This is a genomic window from Streptomyces sp. NPDC050145, assembly GCF_044460245.1.
In the GTDB taxonomy this organism is placed as follows: Bacteria; Actinomycetota; Actinomycetes; order Streptomycetales; family Streptomycetaceae; genus Streptomyces.
Map to the genome: position 1 here is coordinate 73,459 of NZ_JBITJS010000009.1, position 25,304 is coordinate 98,762.

The 25,304-nt window shown below is 73.5% G+C and carries 19 protein-coding genes; 12 read left to right on the plus strand and 7 right to left on the minus strand.

What is annotated here, in order from left to right; all coding sequences use genetic code 11:
• Positions 1–17: 17 nt before the first annotated feature.
• Together ACIBTU_RS19240 and ACIBTU_RS19245 are read right to left on the minus strand one after the other, a co-directional pair.
• On the minus strand, positions 18–1,625 hold the full coding sequence (locus ACIBTU_RS19240) for an amidohydrolase (protein WP_399127458.1): 1,608 nt from the start codon (positions 1,623–1,625) through the stop codon (positions 18–20).
• A 44-nt stretch (positions 1,626–1,669) separates the two neighbouring features.
• Entirely contained in the window at positions 1,670–3,115 is a 1,446-nt protein-coding gene (locus tag ACIBTU_RS19245; RefSeq protein ID WP_399127459.1) for a purine-cytosine permease family protein, read from the minus strand.
• A gap of 88 nt (positions 3,116–3,203) precedes the next feature.
• Between ACIBTU_RS19245 and ACIBTU_RS19250 the strand changes: the two genes are divergently transcribed.
• Genes ACIBTU_RS19250 through ACIBTU_RS19260 form a run of 3 tightly spaced genes read left to right on the plus strand, consistent with a single transcriptional unit; the run spans position 3,204 to position 5,633 of the window.
• Positions 3,204–3,872: a TetR/AcrR family transcriptional regulator gene (locus tag ACIBTU_RS19250; protein ID WP_399127460.1), complete on the plus strand. Its 669-nt coding sequence runs from the start codon at positions 3,204–3,206 to the stop codon at positions 3,870–3,872.
• A 58-nt stretch (positions 3,873–3,930) separates the two neighbouring features.
• A complete protein-coding gene (locus ACIBTU_RS19255) occupies positions 3,931–4,956 on the plus strand; it encodes an endonuclease/exonuclease/phosphatase family protein (protein ID WP_399127461.1) in 1,026 nt (341 codons plus the stop codon).
• An 11-nt stretch (positions 4,957–4,967) separates the two neighbouring features.
• On the plus strand, positions 4,968–5,633 hold the full coding sequence (locus ACIBTU_RS19260) for a class I SAM-dependent DNA methyltransferase (RefSeq protein ID WP_399127462.1): 666 nt from the start codon (positions 4,968–4,970) through the stop codon (positions 5,631–5,633).
• 118 nt (positions 5,634–5,751) lie between these two features.
• Here the strand turns inward: ACIBTU_RS19260 and ACIBTU_RS19265 are convergent, their stop codons facing one another.
• Complete coding sequence (locus ACIBTU_RS19265) at positions 5,752–7,677, minus strand: choice-of-anchor P family protein (protein WP_399127463.1); 1,926 nt, start codon at positions 7,675–7,677, stop codon at positions 5,752–5,754.
• Between the two features lie 593 nt (positions 7,678–8,270).
• On the opposite strand from ACIBTU_RS19265, the gene ACIBTU_RS19270 reads away from it, so the two are divergent.
• Positions 8,271–10,079 carry a serine/threonine-protein kinase gene (locus ACIBTU_RS19270; RefSeq protein WP_399127464.1) on the plus strand — a complete coding sequence of 603 codons (1,809 nt, stop codon included), beginning with the start codon at positions 8,271–8,273 and terminating at the stop codon, positions 10,077–10,079.
• A 2-nt stretch (positions 10,080–10,081) separates the two neighbouring features.
• On the opposite strand, the gene ACIBTU_RS19275 is transcribed toward ACIBTU_RS19270, so the two are convergent.
• A complete protein-coding gene (locus ACIBTU_RS19275) occupies positions 10,082–11,365 on the minus strand; it encodes a low temperature requirement protein A (protein ID WP_399127465.1) in 1,284 nt (427 codons plus the stop codon).
• 152 nt (positions 11,366–11,517) lie between these two features.
• On the opposite strand from ACIBTU_RS19275, the gene sph reads away from it, so the two are divergent.
• The 3 genes from sph to gap all read left to right on the plus strand — a co-directional run bounded on the left by sph (position 11,518) and on the right by gap (position 14,635).
• Complete coding sequence (gene sph, locus ACIBTU_RS19280) at positions 11,518–12,501, plus strand: sphingomyelin phosphodiesterase (RefSeq protein ID WP_399127466.1); 984 nt, start codon at positions 11,518–11,520, stop codon at positions 12,499–12,501.
• A 51-nt stretch (positions 12,502–12,552) separates the two neighbouring features.
• Positions 12,553–13,515, plus strand: coding sequence for a GlxA family transcriptional regulator (locus tag ACIBTU_RS19285; protein WP_399127467.1), 963 nt, complete (start codon positions 12,553–12,555; stop codon positions 13,513–13,515).
• A gap of 121 nt (positions 13,516–13,636) precedes the next feature.
• Positions 13,637–14,635 (plus strand): type I glyceraldehyde-3-phosphate dehydrogenase, encoded by a 999-nt coding sequence (gap, locus tag ACIBTU_RS19290; RefSeq protein ID WP_399127468.1) that lies wholly within the window; start codon positions 13,637–13,639, stop codon positions 14,633–14,635.
• Between the two features lie 36 nt (positions 14,636–14,671).
• Here gap and ACIBTU_RS19295 read toward each other — a convergent pair whose 3' ends face one another.
• A complete protein-coding gene (locus tag ACIBTU_RS19295) occupies positions 14,672–15,031 on the minus strand; it encodes a hypothetical protein (RefSeq protein ID WP_399127469.1) in 360 nt (119 codons plus the stop codon).
• A 171-nt stretch (positions 15,032–15,202) separates the two neighbouring features.
• On the opposite strand from ACIBTU_RS19295, the gene ACIBTU_RS19300 reads away from it, so the two are divergent.
• Positions 15,203–15,889: an SsgA family sporulation/cell division regulator gene (locus ACIBTU_RS19300; RefSeq protein ID WP_399127470.1), complete on the plus strand. Its 687-nt coding sequence runs from the start codon at positions 15,203–15,205 to the stop codon at positions 15,887–15,889.
• A gap of 199 nt (positions 15,890–16,088) precedes the next feature.
• Here ACIBTU_RS19300 and ACIBTU_RS19305 read toward each other — a convergent pair whose 3' ends face one another.
• Positions 16,089–18,131 carry a SpoIIE family protein phosphatase gene (locus tag ACIBTU_RS19305; protein ID WP_399127471.1) on the minus strand — a complete coding sequence of 681 codons (2,043 nt, stop codon included), beginning with the start codon at positions 18,129–18,131 and terminating at the stop codon, positions 16,089–16,091.
• 132 nt (positions 18,132–18,263) lie between these two features.
• Between ACIBTU_RS19305 and ACIBTU_RS19310 the strand changes: the two genes are divergently transcribed.
• From ACIBTU_RS19310 to ACIBTU_RS19325, 4 genes are all read left to right on the plus strand, one after another.
• Positions 18,264–20,363: a SpoIIE family protein phosphatase gene (locus ACIBTU_RS19310; protein WP_399127472.1), complete on the plus strand. Its 2,100-nt coding sequence runs from the start codon at positions 18,264–18,266 to the stop codon at positions 20,361–20,363.
• A 184-nt stretch (positions 20,364–20,547) separates the two neighbouring features.
• A complete protein-coding gene (locus ACIBTU_RS19315) occupies positions 20,548–22,524 on the plus strand; it encodes an ATP-binding protein (RefSeq protein ID WP_399127473.1) in 1,977 nt (658 codons plus the stop codon).
• Positions 22,525–22,537: 13 nt separating this feature from the next.
• Positions 22,538–23,323, plus strand: a complete 786-nt coding sequence (locus ACIBTU_RS19320) for a sigma factor-like helix-turn-helix DNA-binding protein (RefSeq protein WP_399127474.1) — start codon at positions 22,538–22,540, stop codon at positions 23,321–23,323.
• Between the two features lie 38 nt (positions 23,324–23,361).
• Positions 23,362–23,847, plus strand: a complete 486-nt coding sequence (locus ACIBTU_RS19325; RefSeq protein ID WP_399127720.1) for a nucleoside deaminase — start codon at positions 23,362–23,364, stop codon at positions 23,845–23,847.
• 81 nt (positions 23,848–23,928) lie between these two features.
• Here ACIBTU_RS19325 and ACIBTU_RS19330 read toward each other — a convergent pair whose 3' ends face one another.
• Entirely contained in the window at positions 23,929–25,284 is a 1,356-nt protein-coding gene (locus tag ACIBTU_RS19330) for a cytosine permease (RefSeq protein WP_399127475.1), read from the minus strand.
• Positions 25,285–25,304 lie beyond the last annotated feature (20 nt).

The following is a 25,304-nucleotide window of genomic DNA, read 5'->3' on the forward strand; positions in this document are numbered from 1 at the left end:
GGTACGGCCGGGGGCCGTCAGGAGTGGCGCTGGACGACGCCGTCGACGACGGTCGCGAGGACCGCGTTGCCGGGCTGGTCCTCGGGCGTGAGGTCCAGCGGGTCGGCGGCGAAGACGGTGAGGTCCGCGCGGAAGCCGGGCGCGATGCGGCCGGTCTCGTCGGCGGTGCCCGCGGTGTGGGCGGCGGCGACGGTCATGCCGAGGTAGGCCTCGCGGGCGGTGACGGCCTGCTCGGGCTGGACCGGCGCCTTGCCGGGTTCCTCCACGGGCCGGCGCAGCTGGCAGTCGGCGAGGGCGACGCGGGGGTCGCCGGGTCCGATGGGCCAGTCGGAGCCGAGCGCGACGACGGCGCCGTGGTCCAGGAGGTCACGGGTACGCCAGCCGCGGGCCGCGCGCTCGGGGCCGATCCGTGTCGACCAGTTGTCGGTGGCGTCGGCGCGGGTGTGCCGGGTGCCGTGCACGGGCTGGAGGCTGGCGACGACGCCGAGCTCGGCGAACCGGTCGAGGAGGTCGTCGGGCAGGGACTCGATGTGCTCGATGCGGTGCGGGGCGCGTCCGGCGGGCCCGGCCTCCTCGAGGACGTCGAGGGCGAAGCGCACGGCCTGGTCCCCGATGGCGTGGGTGGCGGTGGGGATCCCGCGCTCGGTGAAGAAGTGCACGGCGGTCCGGTACGCCTCCACGTCGCGCCAGAGCGGTTCGCGGTTCTCCCCGTGGATGTCGGGGTGGTCGAACCAGGCGGTGCCGTTGTCGGCGGTGCCGTCGAGCATGAACTTGGCGCCCTCGACGTGCCAGCGGCGGCCGCGGCGGCCCTGGAGGTCGGCGATCTCCTGCCAGACCTCGGGCGCGGAGTCGGCGGGGACGAGCGGCGAGCAGCGGATGCGCAGCGGCAGGTCGCCGTGCTCCTCGATGTGCCGGTAGACGTCCTCGGAGGGGTCGGTGAAGTCGAGGGCGTGCAGGCCGGTGAGTCCGGCGGCCGCGAGCCGCTCCAGTTCGTCGCTGACGTGTCCGGCGGCGGTGGGGACGGGGATCTCGGGGTGGTGGGCGAAGACGAGGTCCATGGCCTGGAGTTCGACGACGTATCCGGTCGGGCGGCCGTCGGGGCCGGTCTCGACGCTGGAGGCGTCGGTGAAGGTCTCCGTGCCGGTGAGGCCGCAGACCTCGACGGCGCGCGGGCTGAGGACGAGGGCGTGCGCGTCGGCGGTCATGAGGGAGACCGGGGTGCCGGGGAAGCGGTCGGCGAGGAAGTCGCCGGCCGGGTCGCCGTCGAAGGCGTTGACGTTCAGGTCGTAGCCGAGGATCCAGTCCTCGGTCTCCTGACCGGCGGCGGCCTTGTCGAGACGGGCGCAGATCTCGTCGAGGCTGTCGGCGCCGCGCAGGTCGACCCCGCTGCCGATGGAGATCGAGCCCCAGACGGGGTGGGCGTGCACGTCGACGAGACCTGGCAGGATCGTGGCGCCGGGGAAGACGTGCACGGCGGTGTCGGGCCCGCGCAGCGGTTCGAGGTCAGCGGCCCGGCCTACGGCGACGATCCGGCCGCCGGTGACGGCAACGCTGTCGGCCGGGGCGGTGGGTTCGTCGGTCAGGGGCTGGACGTGCTGGGCTTGCACGATGACATCGGCGTGCACGGTGTTCCTTCGGCTCGTCGTACGGATGCTCGGCGGGGGTGCGCTCAGGCGCGCGGGATGGAGCGCAGGGCGCGGGTCGCGGCCCAGTAGACGGCGGCGGCGACGATCATCCCGGAGGGGATCGCGAGGTCGACGCCGCCGAGAACGGTCGCGACCGGGCCGGTCCAGAAGGTGGTGCTGACCCACGACGCGGAGGTGAGGCCGCCGACGACGAGGGCGAGGATCCCGGCCCAGTGGACGCCGCCCCGGTACCAGAAGGGGCCGCCGCGACGCTGTTCGAGCAGGTCGGCGCCCTGGTAGCGGTTGCGGCGCAGGATCAGGTCGGTGACGGCGACGGCCATGGCCGGGCCGGTGACCGCGACGACGAGCTGCAGCATCGTGTTGACGCTGGTCAGGAAGTCGAAGACGAGGATCGCGTAGAGGGTCATGGCGGTGCCGAGGACGCCGATGATGAGCACGGCGGGGATGCGGGCGAGGCGGACGCCGACGGACTGGATGGCGAGGCCGGCGCTGTAGGCGGTCATGCCGTTGTTGGTCATGGTGTTGACGACGACGGCGATGACGAAGACGGGGATGAACCAGCCGGGCAGGATGCTCTCCAGCGCGCCCTCGGGGTCCGTCATGTCGAGGCTGGTGGCGGCGAGCGCGCCCACGGTGGTGAAGACGACGCTGGGCAGGTACGCGCCGAAGGCGGTCCAGCCGGCGACCGCGACGGGGCTGGAGTCGCGGGGCAGGTAGCGGGCGAGGTCGGGGCTGTTGCCGTACGACAGCGGCGTGGAGGCGATGATCGTGAAGGCCACGCCGAGCGTCGCGGCGAGCGCGGCGCCCTTGAGGGGCTCGGCCGGCGCGTAGGAGAAGTCGGCCTCGGCGAGCACGTAGCCGGTGACCACGACGAAGACGACGGTGAGCAGGACGCTGAGCGCGGTGTAGAGCCGGACGATCAGCGCGTAGCCGAAGATCGCGATCAGGACCGTGCAGGCCGCGATGGCGATGATGATCGCCGCGTCGACGGCGCTGTTCCGCGGCAGCCCGAAACGGTCGGCAAGGCCGATGGCGGCGACGGAGGCCGCGGACCAGTTCAGGGCGAGGTAGGCGGCGGCGATCAGCCAGCCGGTGAGCACGAGGACGAACTTGTTGCCGACCACGCCGTACATGGCGCGGGAGATCACCGAGCCGCTGGTGCCCGCGACCGGGCCGCTCGCGGCGACGATGCCGGTGCAGATCCAGAGCAGGTTCCCGGCGAGGATCACGCCGACGGCCTGCGGGAGGCTCAGGCCCATGAGGATCATGGTGGCGCCGACGACGAAGCTCAGATAGCTCACGTTCGGCGCGGCCCAGACGGCGAAGAGCCGGTGGGGCCGGCCGGTGCGCTCGTCGCCGGGCACCAGCTCGATGCCCCGGGTCTCCATCCGGCCGTTCTCCCGCCCCGCGCGCTCCTGCCCAACCTCTTCGGCGGGCGGCGCGGCGGCGGTGTCGTTCGTCGTCGTCATCGGGTCCTCTCAGGGCCTACGGCACCATCGCCGTTATTGGCCATCTGACCAACACGCTATTGGTCGCACATCCAATAACGTGGATCCCATGACGTCAAGGGTTCGCTCGACCAACTCGGCACAGGTCACCACCGCGGCTCCGGCGCACGCCAGGAAGCCGCCGGGCGAACGGCGCGCGGAAATCCTGCGGACCGCCGCCCGGATCGGCCTGGAGGAGTCGCTGGAGCGCATCACGCTGCGCCGCGTCGCGGACGAGCTGGGCGTCCGGCCCGGCCTCATCGGGCACTACTTCCCGGCCGACGACCTCGTCAGCGAGGCGTTCGCCCACGCGGCCGGCCATGAGCGCGACTCCCTGCTGCCCGCCGCCGAGCGCGCGCTGCCGCCCCTGCGGCGGCTCGCCCGCTTCCTCGTCCGCCTCACGGGCGACGACTGCCTGGACCTCGGCCGGCTCTGGCTCAACGCACGCCACCTCAGCCGGTTCAAGCCGGGCCTGCGGGCCGCGGTGAGCGCCCAGGAGGCCGCGACCCGGACCGCGCTGACCGAGCTGATCGAGGAGGGGGTGCGGGCCGGCGCGTTCACGGCCGACGACCCGCTGGGCGTCACCGTGCAGATCCTGGTGACCGTCGACGGCCTCGGCTCCTACGCCAACGCGGACCCCGAGCTCGACCATCCGGTGCTCGCCGACATGGCCCTCGCCACCGCCGAACGCCTGCTCGGTCTCGCCGCCGGGACGCTGCGCGCCCAGGCCCGCAACTGATCACCCCCGCCCTGTCGTCCTGTCGGGCGTGGACGAGACGAGCGGAGGCGCGGCCCCGATGACGCAGGTGGAAAGCGGTACGGAGCCGACCCCGGCCCCTGACCCGGCCGTACGGTGCGGGCGGCGCGGCTCGTGGTGGACGCGCGGCCGCGTACTCGCCGGGCTCGCCGCGTTCACGGCCGCGCTGCTGCTCGGCCACCGCCTGGTGCCGAACACTCCGGGACGGCTCGGCAGCCTCCTGGAGGCGTTCCTGCCGTGGCTGGGTGTCGTCGTGGTGGTGCTGCTCGGTGCGGCCCTGCTGCGCAGGTCGGCGACCGCGCTGCTCGCCCTGCTGCTGCCGGTGGCGGCCTGGGCGTACCAGTTCGGCGGGCTGCTGCTGCCGGCGGACGCGCAGACGCGGGCCGGGCTCGACGTGGTGCAGCACAACGCGAGCGACGAGAACGCCGACCCGGCGGCGACCGCCCGCACCCTCGCCGCCGCGGGCCCCCGACTCATCGCCCTGGCGGAGCTGCTGCCCTCCGCCGTTCCCGCGTACGAGAAGGCGCTGGGCCGCGCGTATCCGTACCACGCGGTGCGCGGGACGGTCGGGCTGTGGTCGAGGGATCCGCTCACCGGGGTGCGGGCCGTCGACATCAAGCCGCACGACATCGCCGACGACTGGCGGCGCGGGCTGCGCGCCGTGGCGCGGACGCCGCACGGCGAGGTCGCGGTGTACGTGGCCCATCTGCCGTCCGTCCGGCTCGGCGCGGGCGGTTTCGGTTCGGCCCGGCGCGACGAGAGCGCGCGGCTGCTCGGCGACGCGCTGGCGGCCGAGCGGACCCGTGCGGTGGTCCTGCTCGGCGACCTCAACGGCACGGTGGACGACCGCGGTCTGCGTCCGCTGACCTCCCGGCTGAAGGTGTCGGAGCGCGGCTTCGCGTTCAGTTACCCCGAGGCGTTCCCGGTGGCGCGGATCGATCAGATCATGGCGCGCGGCGGGACCGTCGGGCGGATCCGCACCCTGCCCGCCACCGGCAGCGACCACCTGCCGATCGCAGCGCGGATCACCCTCGCCCGACCACCCGTTGTCAGTGGCCACCCCTAAAGTCCTCCCCCGTGACAGACATCTCCGCGACCGCGGCCACCGACACCCAACTCGCCACCACCGCACGGGCCTACGACCACTGGGCCGAGCCGTACACCGAGCTGGTCCGCACCGAGTTCGACCGACTCCCCCTGGACCGGGCGATGTTCGCCGCGTTCGCGGACACCGTGCGGGCGGAGTCCGGCGGGCCCGTCGTCGAGCTGGGCTGCGGGCCCGGGCGGCTCACCGCGCATCTGCGGGACCTGGGGCTCGACGCCTCGGGGATCGACCTGTCCCCGGTGATGATCGACATCGCCCGGCGGACCTATCCGGACCTGCGCTTCGAGGTCGGCTCCATGCACGCGCTCGACCTGCCCGACGGGTCCCTCGCCGGGGCCGTGTCCTGGTACTCGGTCATCCACGCGCTGCCCGAGGACGTGCCCGGCTACTTCGGCGAGTTCGCGCGGGTGCTCCGGCCGGGCGGCCATCTCCTGGTCGGGTTCTTCGAGTCGGAGGGCGGGCCCGTCACCCCGTTCGACCACAAGGTGACGACGGCGTACCGGTGGCCGGTCGACGAGGTGGCGCACGTGGCGGCGGAGCAGGGCTTCACGGAGATCGGCCGCATGCTGCGCGAGCCGCGCGAGGGCGAGCGCTTCCGACGCGGCCATCTGCTGCTGCGCAAGGGGGACTTGGGCTGAGAGGGGCGGGGCCATCGACCTCAGGGCACCCATCGGGCCCGCACGCAGAGCGCGGCCACGACCCGGAGGTCATGGCCGCGCCTGATCGGAACTCAGTCAGGAGCTCAGGAGTTCCGGGTCACTCCGCGCAGTTGTGAGCCGCGGAGCGGGCGGCGCCGATCGTCACGTCGATGCCGGTCGCGCTGGTGAGGTGGACGGCGGTCACCTCGATGCCGTCGGCCGTCTTCTTCTGCTCGTTCACGACGAGCCGGGCCAGGCCCAGGTCGATCACCTGGCCGGGCGTGTCCGGCACCTCGACCACGGCACCGGCGATCTTCAGGGTGAGCGAGGTGCTGCCGGTCTGCCGCGCGCAGCTGCTCGTCGCGGTGGTGGTCAGGCCGGACACCTCGACGACGGGCAGTCCGGCGATGCCGATGCGCGCCTTCTCGACGGAGGCGGTCGCCGTCGCCGTGCTCGGGCCCGTCCTCGTGTCGACCTTCGCGCAGAGCGTGTCAGCGCTCAGGACGAGCGTCGACACGGACGCGGTGCAGGGCGGCGCCTTGCTGCCGGCGCCCGCCGTGCGGACGTCGCCCGTGTCCGGGGTCGGGTCGATCTTGACAGAGAGTAGGGGCAGCGGGACGTTCGCCGACAGGCCGAAGGCCCGGCCGGTGACGTACTGGAGGCTCACGGTGGCGGCGGTCTTCGACGCCTTGTACGCGTCGTCGCCCGCGAACTCGGCGGCGACGGGCACGGTGGCGTCCGCCGTGAGCGGCTGGTCGACGGAGGCGACCGTGCAGGCGGCCCGGCCCTGGTCGTCGGTCTTCGCCGCACACTTCTGCGCCGCGTCGCCCGCCCCGAGGGTCAGGGTGACCTCGCGGCCGGTGACGGCGGCGCCGCCGTCCTTCTCGGTGAGGGTGGCGGCCAGTTCGGCCGGGGCCCCGTTCGAGACGGTCTTCGCGCCGGTGTACGCGAGCTGCGTGTCCTTCTGGACGGGCGGCTGCGGGCCGCCCGCGCCGACGTCCAGCTGGTTGGCGTCGATGTTGAGCGTCACGCCGCCGTGGGACTCCGTGAGGTCCCCGGAGTACTGCTTGATGCGCTGGTGGTCGGCCCACAGCGCGGCGGGGATCTTCGGCTCGTCGGTGGTGGCGTTGTCGTCCCACTTCGCGAAGTCGATGACGTCGGGGGCGAGATAGCCGCCGCCCTGCGCCGCGTCGGCGAGGTCGGTGATCAGCGAGGACAGACTGCCGTACGCGCCGGAGCGGTAGCCGAGTTCGTGGACGGTCCGGGTCCAGGACTCCAGGAACGCGGTGACGACGGCGCCGTGCTGCCCGTCGTAGTGCTCCATGTTGTAGTAGAGCACCGAGCCGGCGGGCAGCCCGAGAGTGCCGGCCGCCCGGACGGCGTCGCGGGCCGAGTCCGCCCCGTCCGCGACGGGGTCGTCGATGACGTCGCAGGTGCCGTTGCAGCTGCCCGCGTCCGCCGAGGCCTGCGGGCCGACGTAGATCGGGAAGTACTTCCAGCCCGCGTCGTACTGGGCCTGCATCCAGCCCGCGTCGACGGTGACGCCGCAGCCCGCGTTCACGCCGCCGATGTAGACGCCGACGGCGCCGTACGGCGAGGCGCCCTTCCAGGCCTGCATCTGGGCGGCGGACGGCGCCGCGCAGCGGTCGAAGCCCTTGCCCTGGAAGGACGTCGGATCGCCCGGCAGAGCGGCGGCGGCCGCGGTCCGGCCGCCCGGCGCCGCGGACCGGACCGTCCTGGCCTCGGACACGGGCAGGTCGGCGCTGCCCAGGACGCGCTCGACGTCCTTGCGGTCGCCGCTGTAGGTGGCGGTGATCTCGAGGCCGGGCGCCGTGGCCCGGTAGGAGTGGTCGGTCGTGTTGCGGGTGACGCGGGTGGTGGACGCGGCCCCCTCGCGCGTCCGGTCGGCGGGCTGGACGAGCATGGCCTCGGTGCGGCCCAGTGCCTTGGCCGGACAGTCCTGCCGCGCGCCCGGCGTGCCGAGGTACACGGCGTGCCGGTCGAAGCGGACGCAGGTGTCCGGGTGTCGGTCGAGGTCGATCACGTCCCAGGTCGCGGGAACGGTGAACGTACGCCCTTTGTAGGTGACTTGGGACGGCTCCGATGATCCCCCGGTCGGTCCGGCCGCCTGGGCGGCCGTGGCGGTGCCGAGTGTCCCGGCGGTGAGCGCCGCGGTGGCGGCGCAGGCGAGCAGGGCGCTGCGCAGGGTACTGCGCGCGCTGCGAAGTGGTCTGTGCCGAGTGATGGTTCCCCCTGAACCCGGCGCCGGCCGTGCGTGGCCGGCGCAACTCCAGCGTTGACCCACGGGAGACTGCGGGACCGACGCGTCACCCGTCAATCACCGGCCGGGGGCACCCCGGGGGAACCGGACGCCGCGCCAGGGTCCGCGCCCGCCCCGGGTGTCACCCTTACCGGGAGTAGTACGCGCAACGTGTTCGAAATGTGGTGCGGGCGGGCCGAGAAGGGCCGGGTCAGGCCCGCCACCCCTTGCGCGGCCCACACACGTACGCACACCAGGCACACGCCGTCTCCACGGCCACCGGTTGTCCTGATCGCGCCCTCGGGCCCGCGCCACGGTCAACGCCCTCTATTGTTGCGCGAGTTGAACGTCAGCACCGAACGGGGGACACGTCCGGCATGCCCAGGAGTCACGGCGGCGCGAAGCGCGGCGCGGCCCTCGTAGAACCGCTGGAAGCGACGGATCCGCAGCGTGTGGGCCCGTTCCAGTTGCTCGGCCGGCTCGGCGCCGGCGCCATGGGGCGCGTGTATCTCGCGCGGTCCGGGAGCGGCCGTACGGCGGCGGTGAAGGTCGTGCACGAGGAGCACACCTCGGACCGCACGTTCCGGGACCGGTTCCGCCGCGAGATCGAGGCCGCGAGCCGTGTCGACGGCGGGTACACCGCACGGGTCCTCGACGCCGACCACGAGGCGTCCCGCCCCTGGATCGCCACCGGCTACGTTCCCGGCGTGCCCCTCGAACAACTGGTCCGGGAGAACGGGCCGTTGCCCGCCGGCACCGTCAAGGTGCTGGCGCACGGCCTCCTGCGGGCGCTGCGCTCCGTCCACGACGCCGATGTGGTGCACCGCGACCTCAAGCCGTCGAACGTGATGGTGACCGTCGAGGGCCCCCGCGTCATCGACTTCGGCATCGCCCGCGCCCTCGAGACGTCCGCCGAACCGCGCCTGACCGGCACCGGCATGGTGGTGGGCACGCCCGGTTTCATGGCGCCCGAGCAGGTGCGCGGGGACAAGGTCGGTCCGAAGGCCGACGTGTTCGCGCTGGGCTGCGTCCTGACCTGGGCGCTCACGGGGCGCCTCCCGCACGGGGAGCCGACGAGCAACAACCACTCCCTGATGTACACGATCGTCCACGACGCACCGAAGCTGTCGCTGATCGAGGACGACGAGCTGCGGGCGTTCGTCGCGCGCTGCCTCGTCAAGGACGCCGGCGAACGGCCCGATGTCGAAGCCCTGCTGGCCGACTTCCCCTGGCCGGAGGACGGCGCGGGGGACGGCGCGTGGCTGCCGCCGGCCGTGGTGGTGCGTCTGGCGCGGCAGACGGCCCTGCTGCTCGAGATCGAGACGCCGCAGGACGTGCCACCCGCCCCGGACACCGACACCGACACCGACACCGACTCCGGCTCCGGCTCCGGCTCCGGCTCCGACGCCTCCGTCCCCGGTGGCGAACCCGCACCTCGCACGACCACCACCACGACCGCGTCCGGTCACAACAAGACCGCCTGGATCGTGCTCGCCGCCGTCCTCGCCGTCCTGATGACGAGCGGCACCGTGTACTACTTCGTCAGCCAGCGCCCCGACAGTTCGGACCTGGCCGAGGGCCCGTCCGGCACGGCCACCCCGTCGGCCGGGGCGTCGACGGGCACCGCGTCACCGTCGGCGAGCGCCACGAAGGCCGCCGGCGAGAAGAAGGACAAGCCGAACGGGGCACGGAGCGACGCCCCCGAGGACGGCGGGGCCGGTCCCACCGCGCACCCCGCGGATGCCGCCGACGGCGACGGGGCGGACGCTCCGGCGGGCGGCGCGAAGAACGGCGGCTCCGGCGCGGCCGACGACAGCGGTTCCTCCTCCGCGAACGCTGTGCCCTCGTACTTCGTCGGTACCTGGAAGGCGAACCTTCCCTCGTACGGCGGCTGGCCGCCGGACAGCATCGTGATCCGCAAGGCCGCGAAGGGCGAGCAGGCGGTCACCTTCACGACGACCAACGGCTACCCCAACTGCACCTACGTGGCGCGGCTCGTCTCCGTGCAGAACGGCGGGAAGCGGCTCGTCCTCGGCGAGGGGAACCCGGACGAGGCCCGCTCCGGGACGGGCTGCCAGACGATCGCCGCCTCGTACGTGGACGCCGACGCGCCGTCCAGCATCGACTACTTCCAGAACCAGACCCAGACCGCGCCGGGCAACGCCGGGAAGTACACCCGCTCCTGACCTCAGGCACCCGCCCCGCGCAGCGCGTCCAGCATGCGCCGCTGGTGCCGGTGCCCGACCGTCTCGTACCCCACCACGGTGACGAACGGCGCCAGCATCACCACGAGAAGGCACACCGCCACCGGGACCCCCGCGGCCGCCAGCAGCACCGCGAGGGTCAGCGTCGCGAGCGTGAGGGTGATCAGCAGGATGTGGAAGCGGTCGGCGGCGGACAGCAGCAGGGTGTGCAGCAGATAGATCGTCAGGAGGTAGATCCCGACGGGCAGGGCGAGGGACAGGACGACGGCGGCGTGGCCGATCTCCGCGTGGTGCTCCAGGGCGAGGCCCGCGACGTGGAGTCCGGCACCGGCGCCCGCGATTCCGGCGAACAGCGGGATGTGTCCGTACCCGAAGAGGTAGCCGCGCTCGCGCCGGTGCACCAGGATGTCGCCGAACGGGGTCGAGAAGTACACCCACCACATACCGAAGGTGAGGCCGACGCCGGCGACGACGACGGCGACCGCGTTCCACGTCCACTCCGTGCCGTCCGCGCCGCCGAGCAGGTCACCCGAGGAGGCGACGGTGCCGACGACGCCCTCGCCGAGCGTGATGATGGCGAACAGGCTGTACCTCTCGGCGACATGGTGCGGGTGCCAGGGCGTGCCGCCGGCCCGGCCCTGGGCGATGACGGGAAGGCCCAGTTCCAGGGCGCCCAGCACGACGAAGGAACCGAACACGGCGGGCAGCGGCAGGTGCGAGAAGGCGATCGCGACCCAGCCGATCTGGACGATGACGATCCAGCGGATGTTGGCCATGCCGACCTTGCGGTACTCGGGTGACTCCTTGGCCGCCCGCCACCACTGGAGCACCATGCCGACGCGCATGACGACGTAGCCGAGCACCATCACCCGCAGTTCGAGGTGGTCGCCCTCCTCGACGGAGTGGAACATCGCCGGGATGCCCAGCGAGAACACCACCACGCCGATCATCGTGACCATGGTGAGGACGCGGTGGAGCCAGTCGTCGGTGCCGAACGCGGAGGCGAACCAGCTGTAGCTGATCCACGCGACGCTGATCGCGAACATGGCGAGCACGAACGCGGTGACGGCCTGCCAGGCGTGCCCCTCGGCGACCATCTCGGCGAAGCGGGAGGCCGCGGTGCCGACCGCCACCACGAAGGTCAGGTCGAACAGCAGCTCGAGGGGGGTGGAGACGCGCTCCCGCTCCCCCGGGTCCCGGCCGGTCATCGGCACCCGGCTGTGCGCGAGTCTGCCCCGCCCGGGCTCTCGGTGATCGAAGTCGCTCATGGGCAGCATGATGCCGCACCGGCGGATCTCCTCAACCCGGTGTCGCGCGCGCCGCGCGGGCGCCATACTCACCCCGGCAGAGTTGACATGTCCTCAGCTTTTAGCCTGCGCGCGTTCATTTCACCGACTTCTCCCACCCCCCAGGAGTTCTCATGGCGCATGTCGCGCTCCCCCGGCTCACCCGCGTCGCCGTCACGGCCGCCCTCGCGCTGGCTGGTCTCGCCACCACGATGCCCGCGGCGCACGCCGAGTCGGCGACGCCGAGTCTGCGCGTCCTCACCTACAACACGTTCCTGATGAGCCGGAACCTCTACCCGAACTGGGGCCAGGAGCACCGGGCCGCCGAGATCCCGAAGGCCGACTTCTTCCGCGGCCAGGACGTCGTCGTCCTCCAGGAGGCCTTCGACAACAGCACGTCGGACGCACTGAAGCAGGCGGCGTCGGCGCAGTACCCGTACCAGACGCCGGTGGTCGGGCGCAGCACGAGCGGCTGGGACGCGACGGGCGGGGCGTACTCGTCGACGACTCCGGAGGACGGCGGGGTGACGCTGCTCAGCAAGTGGCCTATCCTGCGCAAGGAGCAGTACGTGTACAAGGACGCGTGCGGCTCCGACTGGTACTCGAACAAGGGGTTCGTGTACGCGGTCCTGAACGTGAACGGCGCCAGGGTGCACGTCGTCGGCACGCACACCCAGTCGACGGACTCCGGGTGCAAGGCCGGGGAGGCGCAGGCGGACCGGGCCGCGCAGTTCCGGGCGATCGACTCCTTCCTCGCCGCGAAGAACATCCCGGCGACGGAGCAGGTGCTGGTGGCCGGTGACCTGAACGTGGACAGCCGCAGCGCCGAGTACGCGTCGATGCTCGACAACGCGAACCTGGCGCCGGCGGACACGCGCACCGGGCACCCGTACTCCTTCGACACCAAGGAGAACTCGATCGCCCGGTACCGGTACCCGGACGACCCGCGCGAGGACCTCGACTACGTGCTGTTCCGCGAGGGACACGCGCGGCCCGCCGGGTGGACCAACACGGTGGTGCAGGCGCCGAGCGCGCCGTGGACCGTGTCGAGCTGGGGCACGAGCTACACGTACACCGACCTGTCCGACCACTACCCGCTGGTGGCCTCGGCGGGCTGACCTGCCCGTACGGTGGCGCGCGGGCCGGGGCGGGCCACGTAGGCTCGTTCCGTGCCCGCCCCGTTCCCCGCCCTGCGCCGTGTCGCCGTCCTCGTGCTCGAAGGAGCCAAGCCGCTGGACGTCGGCATCCCCGCGCAGGTGTTCACGACCCGCGCGAGCATGCCGTACGAGGTCCGGGTGTGCGGGGCCGCGCCCGGCCTGGTGACCGGCGGCGACGGGCTCGCGTACTCGGTGGCGCACGGTCTGGAGGCGCTGGGCTGGGCGGATCTGGTGTTCATCCCGGGCTACCGGTTCCCGGACCGGGATGATCCGCCGCAGGCCGTGCTCGACGCGCTGACCGCGGCGCACGAGCGGGGCGCGCGGCTCGCGGCGATCTCGACGGGAGCCTTCGCGCTGGCGGCCACGGGCCTGCTGGACGGCCGGCGGGCCACGACGCACTGGCACTACACGCGGGCGCTGGCCGCCCGGCATCCGCAGATCCGGGTCGACGAGAACGTGCTGTTCGTCGACGAGGGCAGCGTGCTCACCTCGGCCGGCGCCGCGTCCGGCATCGACCTGTGCCTGCACGTCCTGCGCGGCGAGCTGGGTGTGGCGGCGTCGAACCACGCGGCCCGGCGCCTGGTCGCGGCGCCCTATCGCAGCGGCGGTCAGGCGCAGTACGTGCCGCGGAGCGTGCCGGAACCGCTCGGCGAGCGGTTCGCGGACACCCGCGAGTGGGCCCTGCACCGGCTGGGCGATCCGCTCACCCTCGAAGTGCTGGCGCAGCACGCGGCCGTGTCGCCGCGCACCTTCTCGCGGCGGTTCCTCGCGGAGACCGGGTACACGCCGATGCAGTGGGTGATGCGGGCCCGGGTCGACCTGGCACGCGAGCTGCTGGAGCGTTCGGAGCGGGGTGTCGAGCAGATCGCCGCCGATGTCGGGCTCGGTACGGGCGCGAATCTGCGGCTGCACTTCCAGCGGATCCTGGGGACGACGCCGAGCGAGTACCGGCGGACCTTCGCGCGCGGCGAGTAGCGGGCGCGTCGCGGGGGCGTTTCGCGCATGTGTCGCGATCCTTGCGGATCGTGGCGATCATCGCCCTGTTCGCTGCGGGCGCCGGGCGCGAGTCTTGGGGCGGACGAAAGGACTTCCTCACATGACCCGCATCGCCATCAACGGATTCGGCCGCATCGGACGCAACGTGCTGCGTGCCCTCCTGGAGCGCGACACCGACCTCGAGGTCGTCGCCGTCAACGACCTGACCGAGCCGAAGGCGCTCGCCCAGCTCCTCGCGTTCGACACCACGGCCGGCCGGCTCGGCCGCCCGGTGAGCGTCGACGGCGACACCCTGGTCGTCGACGGGCACCGCATCAAGGTCCTCGCGGAGCGCGAGCCGGTCAAGCTGCCCTGGCGCGAGCTCGACGTCGACCTCGTCCTGGAGGCCACCGGCCGCTTCACCTCGGCCGAAGCCGCGCGGGACCACCTGACCGCGGGTGCCCGCAAGGTGCTGGTCGGCGCCCCGTCGGCGGGTGCGGACGTGACGCTGGCCTACGGCGTCAACACCGACGCGTACGACGCGGCGGCGCACACGATCGTCTCGAACGCGTCCTGCACCACGAACGCGCTGGCCCCGCTCGCCTCCGTCCTCGACAAGCTGGCCGGCATCGAGCACGGCTTCATGACGACGGTGCACGCCTACACGCAGGAGCAGAACCTGCAGGACGGTCCGCACCGCGACCCGCGCCGGGCCCGCGCGGCCGGCGTGAACATCGTGCCGACGAGCACGGGCGCCGCCAAGGCGATCGGTCTGGTGCTGCCGCAGCTCGACGGCAAGCTGTCGGGCGACTCGATCCGCGTGCCGGTGCCGGTGGGCTCGATCGTCGAGCTGAACGCGACGGTGTCCCGCGAGGTCACCCGCGACGAGGTGCTGGCCGCCTACCGCGAGGCCGCGCAGGGTCCGCTGGCCGGGGTCCTGGAGTACTCCGAGGACCCGCTGGTCTCCGCCGACATCGTGGGCAACCCGGCGTCCTCGATCTTCGACTCGGAGCTGACCCGTGTCGACGGCAAGCACGTCAAGGTCGTCGCCTGGTACGACAACGAGTGGGGCTTCTCGAACCGCGTGGTCGACTCGCTCACGCTGCTCGCCCAGGGCTGAGCCTCGCATTCGCCGAACGGCGCCCGGTCGTCTACGTCACGACTGGGCGCCGTTCAGTCTGCGCAGGGTGTCGTCGAGGCCGCCCTGGACGTCCGTGGAGGCGGGGGCGACCGCCGCGTCCGGGGCGATGACGCCGATCACGTGGTCGTCCGCGTGCACGACGACCGTGCACGGGGGCTCCACCTGCCGGGCCTGGTGGACGACGGTCGCCGAGTCGGGCGCGAACATGGCGCTCAGGTCGATCACGAACACGTCGGGCAGCAGGATCCTGGCCCGGGCGAGCGCGAGGGTGCTGTCGTGGGTGTGGGACAGCACGTGCACCTCGGACACGCTCTCGGCCTGCGCGATCAGGCGGGGCGCCCGCGCGACCGAGGCCAGGACGAGGACAGTGAGCACCCGACCATTCTTCTCCTCTTTCGCCGGGCCCGGTCCGGCGCCACGCACCCCATGATGTGATGCAGGTCACATAATCCGATGAGGAAACCGGCGTAATGCCAGGCCACAGGAGTGCTCTCACACCCCGACGGTCACACCCGGCCGACGCCGCACCCACATCGGAGCCCCCTCATGCACGTCTCCCTGGAAACGCCCATCGGAGCCCGTCTGTTCACCTCGGACGGCCAGGAGTACGCCACCCCGGTCACGCTGCGCCACACCTCGGCCGACCCCGAGGTCGTCCTGCTCGCCTTCCCGCCGCATGTCACGCTCGACGGCCGGGCGGCCGTGTGGACGGTCGCCCGGGACCTGCTGGCGGACGGGCTCGAGTCACCCGCCCGGCACGGCAACGTCCGGGTGCTGCCGCACGGCAGAGACCACACCGTCATCGAGTTCGGCTCGCCGGAGGGTCTCGCCGCGCTCCGCTTCGACACCCAGGTGCTGCGCCGCTTCGTCGCCCGGACCCGCACGGTCGCCGCGAGCGCCGTAGCGGGCGCGCGGGAGGCGCCGCTGCCCCGGCCGCGCGCCGAGGACGTGGTCGTGCCGCTGAACAGCCGCACCCAGCAGGCCCGCCTCCTCGGCCTGCGGCTGCGCGAGATGCGCCAGGAGCAGGGGGTCGCGCTGACGCACGCGGCGGCGGCGGCCGGCCTGTCCCGGCTGTGGGCGGCGCAGATCGAGAGCGGCGAGATCCTCGACCTCGACACCGTGTCCCGCTACGCGAGCGGCCTCGGCGCCCGGGTCACGCTGTCGGTGGAGTACGCGACCGAGCGCACCGGCGTCCAGGTCGCCCGGCGCCGGACCTCGCAGTGCACCGGTTAGTCCGCGCCCCCGTCCCGGGGTCAATCCGCGTCCCCCGCACCGCTCGTACGCATGGCAGGTCCCCGCCCCGGCGCAACCCCGGCGGCGGGGACGCGTTGGTCCGGCGGGTGCACGGAGCGGCCGCCGCGCCCGGGATCGGGAGAAGCGGGGCCCGGTGGCCGCTCTCCCTCCCCCTCTCTCCTCTCCGGGTGAGCCCGGTTCAGCCGTCCGGGGCCTCGAAGTCGCACCACACCGCCTTGCCCTCGCCGCGCGGCTCCACGCCCCAGCGCGAGGCGAGCGCCTCGACGAGCATCAGGCCCCGCCCGGAGGTCGCGGTCTCCCCCGGCGAGCGCCGGTGCGGGCGGGCGCTGGAGCGGTCCTTCACCCACAGCCGTACGTGCCGGGGCGCCTCGGGGAGCACTTCGAGGGTGAGGATGGCGCCGCCCTCGGTGTGCACGAGGGCGTTGACGAGCAGCTCGCCCGCGGCGACCTCGACGTCGTCGGCGACCTCGCCCAGGCCCCACGCCGTGAGGTGCTGGCGCAGCGCCTGCCGGGCGTCGGCCAGGCCCTCCGGGTCCGCCTGGTGCACATAGCGGTGGATGCGGGGCGCCTTCGGGGTGCCGGGGTCGGGGACGCGGCGCAGCACGAGCAGGGCCACGTCGTCGCCGCTCCCCCAGGTCTCCCACAGGGTGCGGGAGAGGTGGTCGGCGATGTCCTCGGCGCGCTCGGGGCCCGAGCTCAGCGCGGTGGAGAGCGCGCCCATGCCGGCGTCGAGGTCGAGCCCCGGTTCCTCCACGAGCCCGTCGGTGCACAGCACCAGGGTCTCGCCGGGCACGAGGTCGAGACGGGTCTCGGGGAAGTCCTCCAGGGCGAACTCGGTGGCGAGGCCCAGCGGCAGCCCGCCGGGCAGCCGGGGGATGCCGACCCGCCCGTCGACATGGCGCACGAGCGGGGGCAGATGCCCGGCGCGGACCGCGCGGACGATGCCGGTGGCGGGGTCGAACTGGGCGTAGGTGCAGGTCGCGAAGCGTTCCGTGTCCAGTTCTGCGAGGAAGCGGGAGGCACGGGAGAGCACCGTGGAGGGCGGGTGCCCCTCGCCGGCGAAGGCACGCAGCGCGATGCGCAGCTGCCCCATGATCGCGGCGGCGTGGGTGTCGTGGCCCTGGACGTCACCCACGACGAGACCGATGCGGCCGCGGGGCAGCACGACGACGTCGTAGAAGTCACCGCCGACGTCACGCCCGCCCCAGGCGGCGTGGTAGCGCACGGCGACCTCGGTGTCCGGCACCTGCGGGATGTCCCTGGGCAGCATGGTGTCCTGCAGGCTCTTGGCCAGGTCGCGTTCCTCGTCGAAGAGGATGGCCCGCTGCAGGGACTGGGCGACGATGCCGGACAGGCCGATGCACAGGTTGCGGTCGGAGTCGGTGAACTCCTTGCGGCCCCGGTAGAAGAGGGCGAGGCCGCCGATGGCCTGGTCCTGCGCCACGAGCGGCAGGAAGGCGGCGGAGTCCAGCCGGTGCTCGTCGATGTAAGGGCGCAGCCGGGTCAGGCGGTGCGCGATCTCGGGCAGCCGCTCGACGAACAGCGGCCGGCGGTGCACCACCGCGTCGGCGAGCGGCAGGGAGTCGTCGGTGTTCCGCAGCTTGAGCTCGTCGAGGGCCTGCATCGACTGGCCGACGAGCGCGACGAGCTTCAGGTCCTCGCCCTCTACGAGGCCGAGGACGAGCCCGTCCGCGGCGAACCGGTCGAGGCCGCCCGCGCCCGAGAGCACGGCCACGACGTCGTCGACCGTGACCGCCCGGGACAGTGCCTCGGTCGTGCCCTGGACCATGAGGGCGACGCGGCTGCGGCGGTCGCCCGCGTCGAGCCCGGCCAGTTCGGTCGGTTCGTGGACCGCGGCCCGCAGCAGGCCGACGACGCGGACGGCGCGCCCTTCGCCGTCGCGCAGCACGCGGCCCGAGGCGTGGCTGAGCCGCATCGTGCCGTCGCGCATCCGGGTGTGGAAGTAGATCCCGTAGGCGTCGGAGCCCGACTCGACCGCCGCGTTCACGGCCGAGGTGATGCGCACGGCCTCGGCCGGGCCGATCCGGCTGCCCAGGGACTCGACCGTGCCGCCGAACTCGGCGCGGGTCAGGTCCACGACGGCGAGGCAGTTGTCGTCGAGGCTGAGCGCCCCGTCCTCCAGGTCCCAGTCGAAGCTGCCCACGTCGTTGAGGCGCAGACGTTCCTCGAGGCTGATCTCCGGCTTCTCCGCAGGTCTCATGTGACTCTCCGTTGCACCGCCCGGCCACCATAACCGCGCCCCGGCGGCCCCGCACGACGTGCGTCGGCCGGGTCGTGCGCGGCGCCGGGCGGGGGGAGCATGGGAGGTGCCGCACGGAGGGAGGCCGCACACATGGGCGACGGCGCTTCGGATCCCGCGCGCCCCGGCCGGGGCGCGGATCGCTCCGTGATCATGCCCGCGGGCGTCCTGCTCGACCTGCTGGGCGTGTGCGCGGTCGTACTCGACCACCGGGGCCGGATCGTGCTGTGGAGCCCGCAGGCCGAGGACGTGTTCGGCTACTCGGCGGAAGAGGCTCTCGGCCAGTACGCGGCGTCCCTGCTCGTGAGCGCGAAGGATCACGACCTCGTCAACGGGCTGTTCGCGCAGGTGATGACCACGGGGACGCCCTGGGCGGGCGCCTTCCCGGTGGTGCGCCGCGACGGCAGCCGCCGCTTGGTCGAGTTCCGCAACATGCGTCTGGAGGACGACGAAGGGGCCGTCTACGCGCTGGGGATGGCCGCCGACCAGTCGCAGCTGAGGGAGCTGGAGGCCGCGCTCGCGCTCTCGGACCAGCTCGTCTCCCAGTCCCCCGTCGGGCTCGCGCTGCTCGACCACGATCTGCGGTACGTCCTGGTCAACCCGGCGCTCGAGCGCATCAACGGCCGGCCGGCCGCGGACCACATCGGGCGCCATCCGCGCGATCTGCTCACCTCCCTCGACGTCGAGGAGATCGAGAACACGCTGCGCAGTGTCCTGGAGACCGGCGTCCCGGTGATGGACCGGCACGTGGTGGGCCGCACGGCCGCGGCGCCGGACGAGGACCACGCCTGGTCCGTGTCGTACTACCGGCTCGAAGGCGCGAACGGGCAGATCCTGGGGGTGGCGAACGCGGTGGTCGACATCACCGAGCGGCACCGTGCGGCGGCCGAGGCAGAGCGCGGCCGACGCCGTCTCGCGCTGCTGGCCGACGCCTCGACGCGGATCGGCACGACCCTGGAGGTCGAGCGGACGGCGCAGGAGCTGGCCGACGTGCTGGTGCCGGAGATCGCGGACATCGCCGCGGTGGACATCCTCGACGCGGCGCTGGAGCTGCGCCGCGGCGAGGAGGGCGAGGGGCCGCGCCGGTTCCGCGCGCTGGGGTTCGCGTCGGCGTACCCGAACCGGGTGGCCGCGGCGGCGGACCGCATCGGGAGCCTCGCCGCGTATCGGGCCGAGCGGCTGATCACGCGGTGCGCGACGACCGGCCGGCCGATCATGGTCACCCACACGGGACCGGAGGACCTGGCCCACATCGCCCGGAACCCGGAGGCGGCACAGCTGCTCGCCGAGGCGGGCGTGCACTCGTACCTCGCGGTGCCGCTGATCGCGCACAACCAGGTGCTCGGCGTCGTCGACCTCGTGCGGGCCCGCAATCCGGTCCCGTTCGACCAGGACGATCTGCTGCTCGCCGGTGAACTGGCGGCGCGGACGGCGATCGCGGTCGACAACGCGCGCTGGCACCAGAGCGTGCGCACGGCCGCCGAGACCCTGCAGCGCAGTCTGCTGCCGGGCCCGCTGCCGCCGCTGCACGGTCTCGCCGTGGCCTGCCGCTACCAGCCCGCGCAGTCCTCCTCGCAGGTCGGCGGCGACTGGTACGACGTGCTGCCGCTGGACGGCGGCCGGACCGCGCTGGTGGTGGGCGACGTCATGGGGCACGGCATCGACGCGGCGGCGGCGATGGGCCGGCTGCGCACCGCGACGCAGGCCTACGCGGATCTCGCGCTGCATCCGGCGGAGATCCTGCACCGGCTCGACCGCACCGCGTTCGACCTGGAGACGCACATCGCGACCTGTGTGTACGCGGTCTACGACCCGTACCGGCACGTGTGCCGGATCGCCAACGCGGGACACATGCCGCCGGTCCTGATCGCGCGGGGCGAGCCGCCGCGGCTCGTGCCGCTGCCGTCCGGGGTGCCGCTCGGGGTCGGGGGCGTGCACTACAGCACGACGGAGATCGCGTTCGGGCCCGGCGACCGGCTCGTCCTGTACACCGACGGGCTGGTGGAGACGCGGGGCGATCCGATCGACGACCGGCTGGAGCAGCTGCTGCGGCTGTTGAGCGAGCCGCAGGGCTCGCTGGACGAGGTGTGCACCCGGCTCCTGGAGGGGTTGAGCGGTCCCGGGGTCGCCGACGACGTGGCCCTTCTGATCGCCGAGGTGCCGGAGACGGACGGCGCGGACGCCCCCGCGTGAGCAGGACGCGGGTTCGAGGATTCGTCTCAGCGTGTGAACCGGGCGGCTCCGGCGCTACCGAGAGCGCACGGAACGCGTTGGGGATGCCGTGGCACCGATTGCAGTGACGGTTCTGCACAGCGTGCCGCACCAGTGCGGAGACCGGGGTCGCCCCGGACGGCAACAGAAGAACGGGGAGTTCAACGTGAGGCTACGTGCCGGCGGCGTGACGTCGCGGCCAGCGCCGGACCCGCGGGAGTCCGGAGGGCTCATCGGCCGGTCCCACGAGAGCGCTGCGCTACGGCATCTGCTCGGCGCCCACCGGCTGGTGACCGTCACCGGATTCGCCGGGATCGGCAAGAGCCGGCTCGCCGACTGCACACTCGGCTCCTGGGACGTCCCGCCCTGGAGCCGGATCGTCCGGGTCCGCTGGGACGCCGACGTGACCGGACCCGCCTCGCTCGCCGAGGCCGCCGCCGTGGCGCTCGGCGGCGCCCCGGGCGCGGACCTCGAACCCGCGGCGCTCGCCGACCTGTGCGCCACCGAGCGGACCCTGCTGCTCCTCGACGACGTCGACCCGGTCCAGGCCGAGTGCACCCGCCTCGTGCAGCAGCTCCTCATGGCCGTCCCCGGGGTCCGCGTCCTGGTAACCGCGCGGCGTCCACTCGGCCTCGGCGAGGAGCAGGTGCTGCGGCTGTCCGCGCTGCCCGTCGACGTGCCCGCGGGAGCCACGGGTCCGGCACCGGCGGTGCGCCTCTTCGTCGAACGGGCCCGCGACAGCGCGGAGGAACTCCTCGCGCGGGACACGGAGTCGGCGCGCGTCGAGGAGGTGTGCCGGCTCGTCGAGGGCGTCCCGCTCGCCATCGAGCTCGCCGCCGACCAGCTCGACCGCTACAGCCTCGACGATCTCGCCGCGCGGCTGCGCCAGGGCCAGGGCTGGCTCACCAGCTCCTACCCCGCGCTGCGCCGCCACCAGTCGGTGCGGGACGCGGTCGGCGCCAGTTACCAGCTGTGCGAGCGGGCCCTGCGCGTCGTCTGGGCCCGGGCCAGCGTCTTCACCGGCTCCTTCACCGAGGCCAGCGCCGTCGCGGTGGCCTCGGGCGGCGGCATCGACGCCCAGGTGATCCCGTCCTGCCTCGCCCAGCTGTCCGCGCTCGGCGTGCTCCGGGTGTCCGGCGACCCGGGCGGGGTGCGCCGGCCCCGCTACCGGATGACGCGCGCCGCACGGGAGTTCGGCGTCTCCCGGCTGACCGAGGCCGGCGAGTATCCGGTGGCCGCGTCCCGGCGCACCCAGCACTTCCAGCAGGTGGCCGCGCACGCCGGGCGCTGCTGGGACTCCGGCGACCAGCTCGGCGCGGTGCGTCTCGTACGCGACGAGCAGGACGATCTGCTGGCCACCGCGCACCACGCGCTGGAGCATCCGCACCCCGAGCACACCGACGCCGCGCTCGACACCATCGTCTCCGTCTGGTTCTGGTGGCTCGCCCACGGGCACGCCGTGACCGGCCTCGACCTGCTCGCCCGGCTCCTGCCGCTGTGCGAGCCCACGCGGCCCTCGGCGGTGCGCGGCACCTGGCTCGCCGCGTGGCTCGCGGTCGACACCGACCCGGCGGCCGCCCGGGCGTTCCTCGCCGCGGCCTGGCCGGGCGCCGTTCTGTCCGGCGACGACGTCACGCTCGGCCGCGTCGCCCATGTCGAGGGGATGCTGGCGCTGCGTCAGGGCGAGACCCGCGCGGCCGCGGCGCACTTCGCGGACGCGGCCGAACTGATCCCCGCGTACGTGCCCGGCGGCCCGTCCCCCGCCGTCAGCCTGTCCGCGCTGGCCCTGGTGCAGGCCGAGCACAGCCCGCGCGCGGCCCTGCGCGCCGCGCGGCGTGCCGTGTCCTGGCCCGGGGTGCGCGACGACGCCTGGGCGAACCTCCTCGCGAACTACGCCCGGGCCCGCGTCGACGCGAGCCGCGGCCACCCGGGACGCGCCTGGCACCGGGCCCGCCGCGCCCTCGACGCGGGCGCCGCCCCGGCCGGCCACCCCACGGGCCCCGGCCACACGGCGCTCCTGCACCTGATCGCCGAGCTCGAATCGGGCACCCCCGCGCGTCCCGTCCCCGACCCCCTCTTCGTCCCCCACCCCCGCCCGTCCCTCGGCGCCCTCCCGGCCGACACCGCCTCCCACCACTCCTAGGACGTCCCCACCCATGCGATCCCCCCTGGCCACGGCTCCCCCTCAGGAGCGCGAGGAACCGAGCGGGAAGGAGCCCCGGCGCGCATCCGCCCCCGACACCCGGGCGATACTCCTGCGCGCCCTCACCCTCGACACCGCCATCCCCGCCCAGCGCACCGGCGAGGACGACGTCCCGGCCCCCCGGGCGGAGCGAGCGCTCACGCCCGCGGCCGCCTTCGACGCGCTGTACGTCTACGCCGCCCCGGGCCTGATCCGCCAGGCCCATGTGCTGACCGGCAGCCGCCGGCTCGCGTTCGAGTCCGTGGAGTACGCCTTCCGCCGGGCCTGGGAGCGCTGGCCCGAGGTCGCCCGCGACACAGACCCGGTGGGCTGGGTGCGGGCCGAGTCGCACACGTACGCCCTGTCCCCCTGGCACCGGCTGCGCCGCCTGCCCGGGCGTCCGCTGCCCGCCCCCGAGGACCCCGTGGTGCGGGCGCTGCTCACGCTGTCGCCCCGGCAGCGCCGAGCGGTGCTGCTCTGCGACGGCCTGGGCCTGAGCCCGTCCGAGACCGCCGCCGAGACCGAGGCCGGGACGGCCGCCACGAACGGCCGCCTGCGCAACGCGCGCGCCGCGCTCGACGCGTTCGGCGCCCCGGACCTCGCGGCGCTCCTCGACGAGGAGTCGGCGCGCACCGTCGCCCAGCCCTGGTCCGTGCGCGAGTCCACCGAACGCCGTGCCGTGGCGCTGACCCGCACCGTGTGGGCGGTCCTCGCGGCCTTCTCCGCACTCGTCGCGGTGGTCATCGTCGTAACCTCGTGAACGGGCTTCGACACGGCGTACCGGACCTGGAAGGGGCCATGATGGACGAGCGGGAGCTGGCGCATCTGCGCCGGTGCGTGGAGCTGGCGGAGGAGGCCCTCGAGGCCGGGGACGAGCCGTTCGGCTCGGTGCTCGTGGACGGTTCGGGGAAGGTCCGGTCCGAGGACCGCAACCGTGTCGCGGGCGGTGACTCCACCCGCCACCCCGAGTTCGAGCTGGCCCGCTGGGCCGCCGAGCACCTGTCCCCCGAGGAGCGGGCCGGTGCCACGGTCTACACCTCCGGCGAGCACTGCCCGATGTGCTCGGCCGCGCACGCCTGGGTCGGGCTCGGCCGGATCGTGTACGTCGCCTCCTCGGCCCAGCTGTCCGAGTGGCTGACGCGCTGGGGCCGGCCGCTGGGCCCGGTCAATCCGCTGCCCGCCCAGGAGATCGCGCCGGGCGTCACGGTGGAGGGCCCGGTCGACGAGCTGGTGCCCGCGATCAAGGAGTTGCACCACCGGTTCGCGCAGCGCGCCGAGCAGTAGAACCAAAGCAGAACGAGGGCGCGCCCCCGACCCTGTGCCGGTCGGGGGCGCGCCCTCGTTCTCCTGTGTACTTCGCCGCGGCTAGGCGGCCGCAGCGGGCTCCGGCTCGGCCTCGGCCACGGGCTCGCGGGCGAGCGTCCGCTCGAACACCGCGTAGGCGACGATCGCGACGACGAGTCCGGTGACCGCGTCGGACAGCTGCGGCGCCCACCAGTGGGCGACACCGCCGGCCGCCGCGCCGACCGCCCAGGCCACGAAGGCCGTCGGACGGACCGTCACGGTGGGACGCCGGTCCATCGCGCCGCGGCCGCCGCGAGCGAAGAACATGTCGGCGATGAGCACACCGCCGAGCGGCGGCACGAACACGCTCAGGATGACCAGCCAGCTCAGGAAGTGGTTCCAGACGCCCGCGAGCGCGGCGGCCGTGCCGATGAGACCGAGGACGATCGTCATCAGGCGCATCGTCGTGCCGGTCAGGTGCGACCAGCCCAGGGCGCCGTTGTACAGGCAGTGGCTGCACACGGAGCCGAGGTTGACGAAGACGAAGACGGCCGCGATCACGTTCAGGATCCCGGAGTGCTCGCCGGTCAGGATGGGCAGGAAGTCGCCGCCCGCGGTGCCGGCCGAGGCGATGGCGCCCGCGGCGACGACGAGACCGCCGGTGACCTGGGCGACGAGGCTGGCGATCGGGAACGCGCTGATGGTCGCGAGGACGGCCTGCCGGCCGTTCTTCGACCAGCGGGTGAAGTCCGCGGTCATCGTGCCCGAGTCGGCGAACGTCGCCATGATCGTGGAGACGGCCGCACCGAAGGTGAGCGCGGACGCGCCGCCGACACCCTTGTACGAGAACACCGAACCCAGGTCGTGGTCCCGGGCCACGATCACCAGGGCGATGACACCGGCGATGACGAACAGCGGCGCGGCGACCGCGCCGAGCCAGGACAGCGCCTTGATGCCCAGGTAGGTCAGGCCTATGAAGCCCAGGCCCGCGAGCACGGTGACGAACTGCTCGTGCCAGCCGAACGACGCGTGCAGCGTCGCACCGGTGGCTCCGGTGTTGAACGCGAACCAGCCGACCACGATCGTGGCCAGGAACGCGGAGGCGACGATGTAGCCGCCGCGGCCGAAGGTGCGCGTGGCCTGCAGCGAGAAGCTCTCGCCGGTGGATCCGGCGCGGTGGCTGAGGATCCCCACGTACAGGAGCATGACGAGGTTGGCCACGAGGATGGCCGCGAGCCCGCGCCAGAAGCCCAGCAGGGCGACGACCACGCCGCCGGGGATGGCGTTGGTCAGGATCATCGGGAATCCGAACCAGACGGCCGAGACCGTCAGGAGCGATTTCCGGCGGTCGGCCGGTACCGGGCTGTGTTCGAACTCGTCGTCGAGTTCCCGGTCCGTGGACGTGTCCGTCTCCGCGGCGGAGCGGTTTGTTTTCATCGTGAGTGGGCTTCCGGGTG

Coding starts and splice junctions, on each gene's coding strand:
- ACIBTU_RS19275 (WP_399127465.1), bottom strand. CDS start 11,365: ATGAGCGACTTCGATCACCGAGAGCCCGGGCGGGGCAGACTCGCGCAC.
- ACIBTU_RS19245 (WP_399127459.1), bottom strand. CDS start 3,115: ATGACGACGACGAACGACACCGCCGCCGCGCCGCCCGCCGAAGAGGTT.
- ACIBTU_RS19320 (WP_399127474.1), top strand. CDS start 22,538: ATGCGATCCCCCCTGGCCACGGCTCCCCCTCAGGAGCGCGAGGAACCG.
- ACIBTU_RS19300 (WP_399127470.1), top strand. CDS start 15,203: ATGCACGTCTCCCTGGAAACGCCCATCGGAGCCCGTCTGTTCACCTCG.
- ACIBTU_RS19250 (WP_399127460.1), top strand. CDS start 3,204: ATGACGTCAAGGGTTCGCTCGACCAACTCGGCACAGGTCACCACCGCG.
- sph (WP_399127466.1), top strand. CDS start 11,518: ATGGCGCATGTCGCGCTCCCCCGGCTCACCCGCGTCGCCGTCACGGCC.
- ACIBTU_RS19330 (WP_399127475.1), bottom strand. CDS start 25,284: ATGAAAACAAACCGCTCCGCCGCGGAGACGGACACGTCCACGGACCGG.
- ACIBTU_RS19325 (WP_399127720.1), top strand. CDS start 23,362: ATGATGGACGAGCGGGAGCTGGCGCATCTGCGCCGGTGCGTGGAGCTG.
- gap (WP_399127468.1), top strand. CDS start 13,637: ATGACCCGCATCGCCATCAACGGATTCGGCCGCATCGGACGCAACGTG.
- ACIBTU_RS19310 (WP_399127472.1), top strand. CDS start 18,264: ATGGGCGACGGCGCTTCGGATCCCGCGCGCCCCGGCCGGGGCGCGGAT.
- ACIBTU_RS19305 (WP_399127471.1), bottom strand. CDS start 18,131: ATGAGACCTGCGGAGAAGCCGGAGATCAGCCTCGAGGAACGTCTGCGC.
- ACIBTU_RS19270 (WP_399127464.1), top strand. CDS start 8,271: ATGCCCAGGAGTCACGGCGGCGCGAAGCGCGGCGCGGCCCTCGTAGAA.
- ACIBTU_RS19255 (WP_399127461.1), top strand. CDS start 3,931: ATGACGCAGGTGGAAAGCGGTACGGAGCCGACCCCGGCCCCTGACCCG.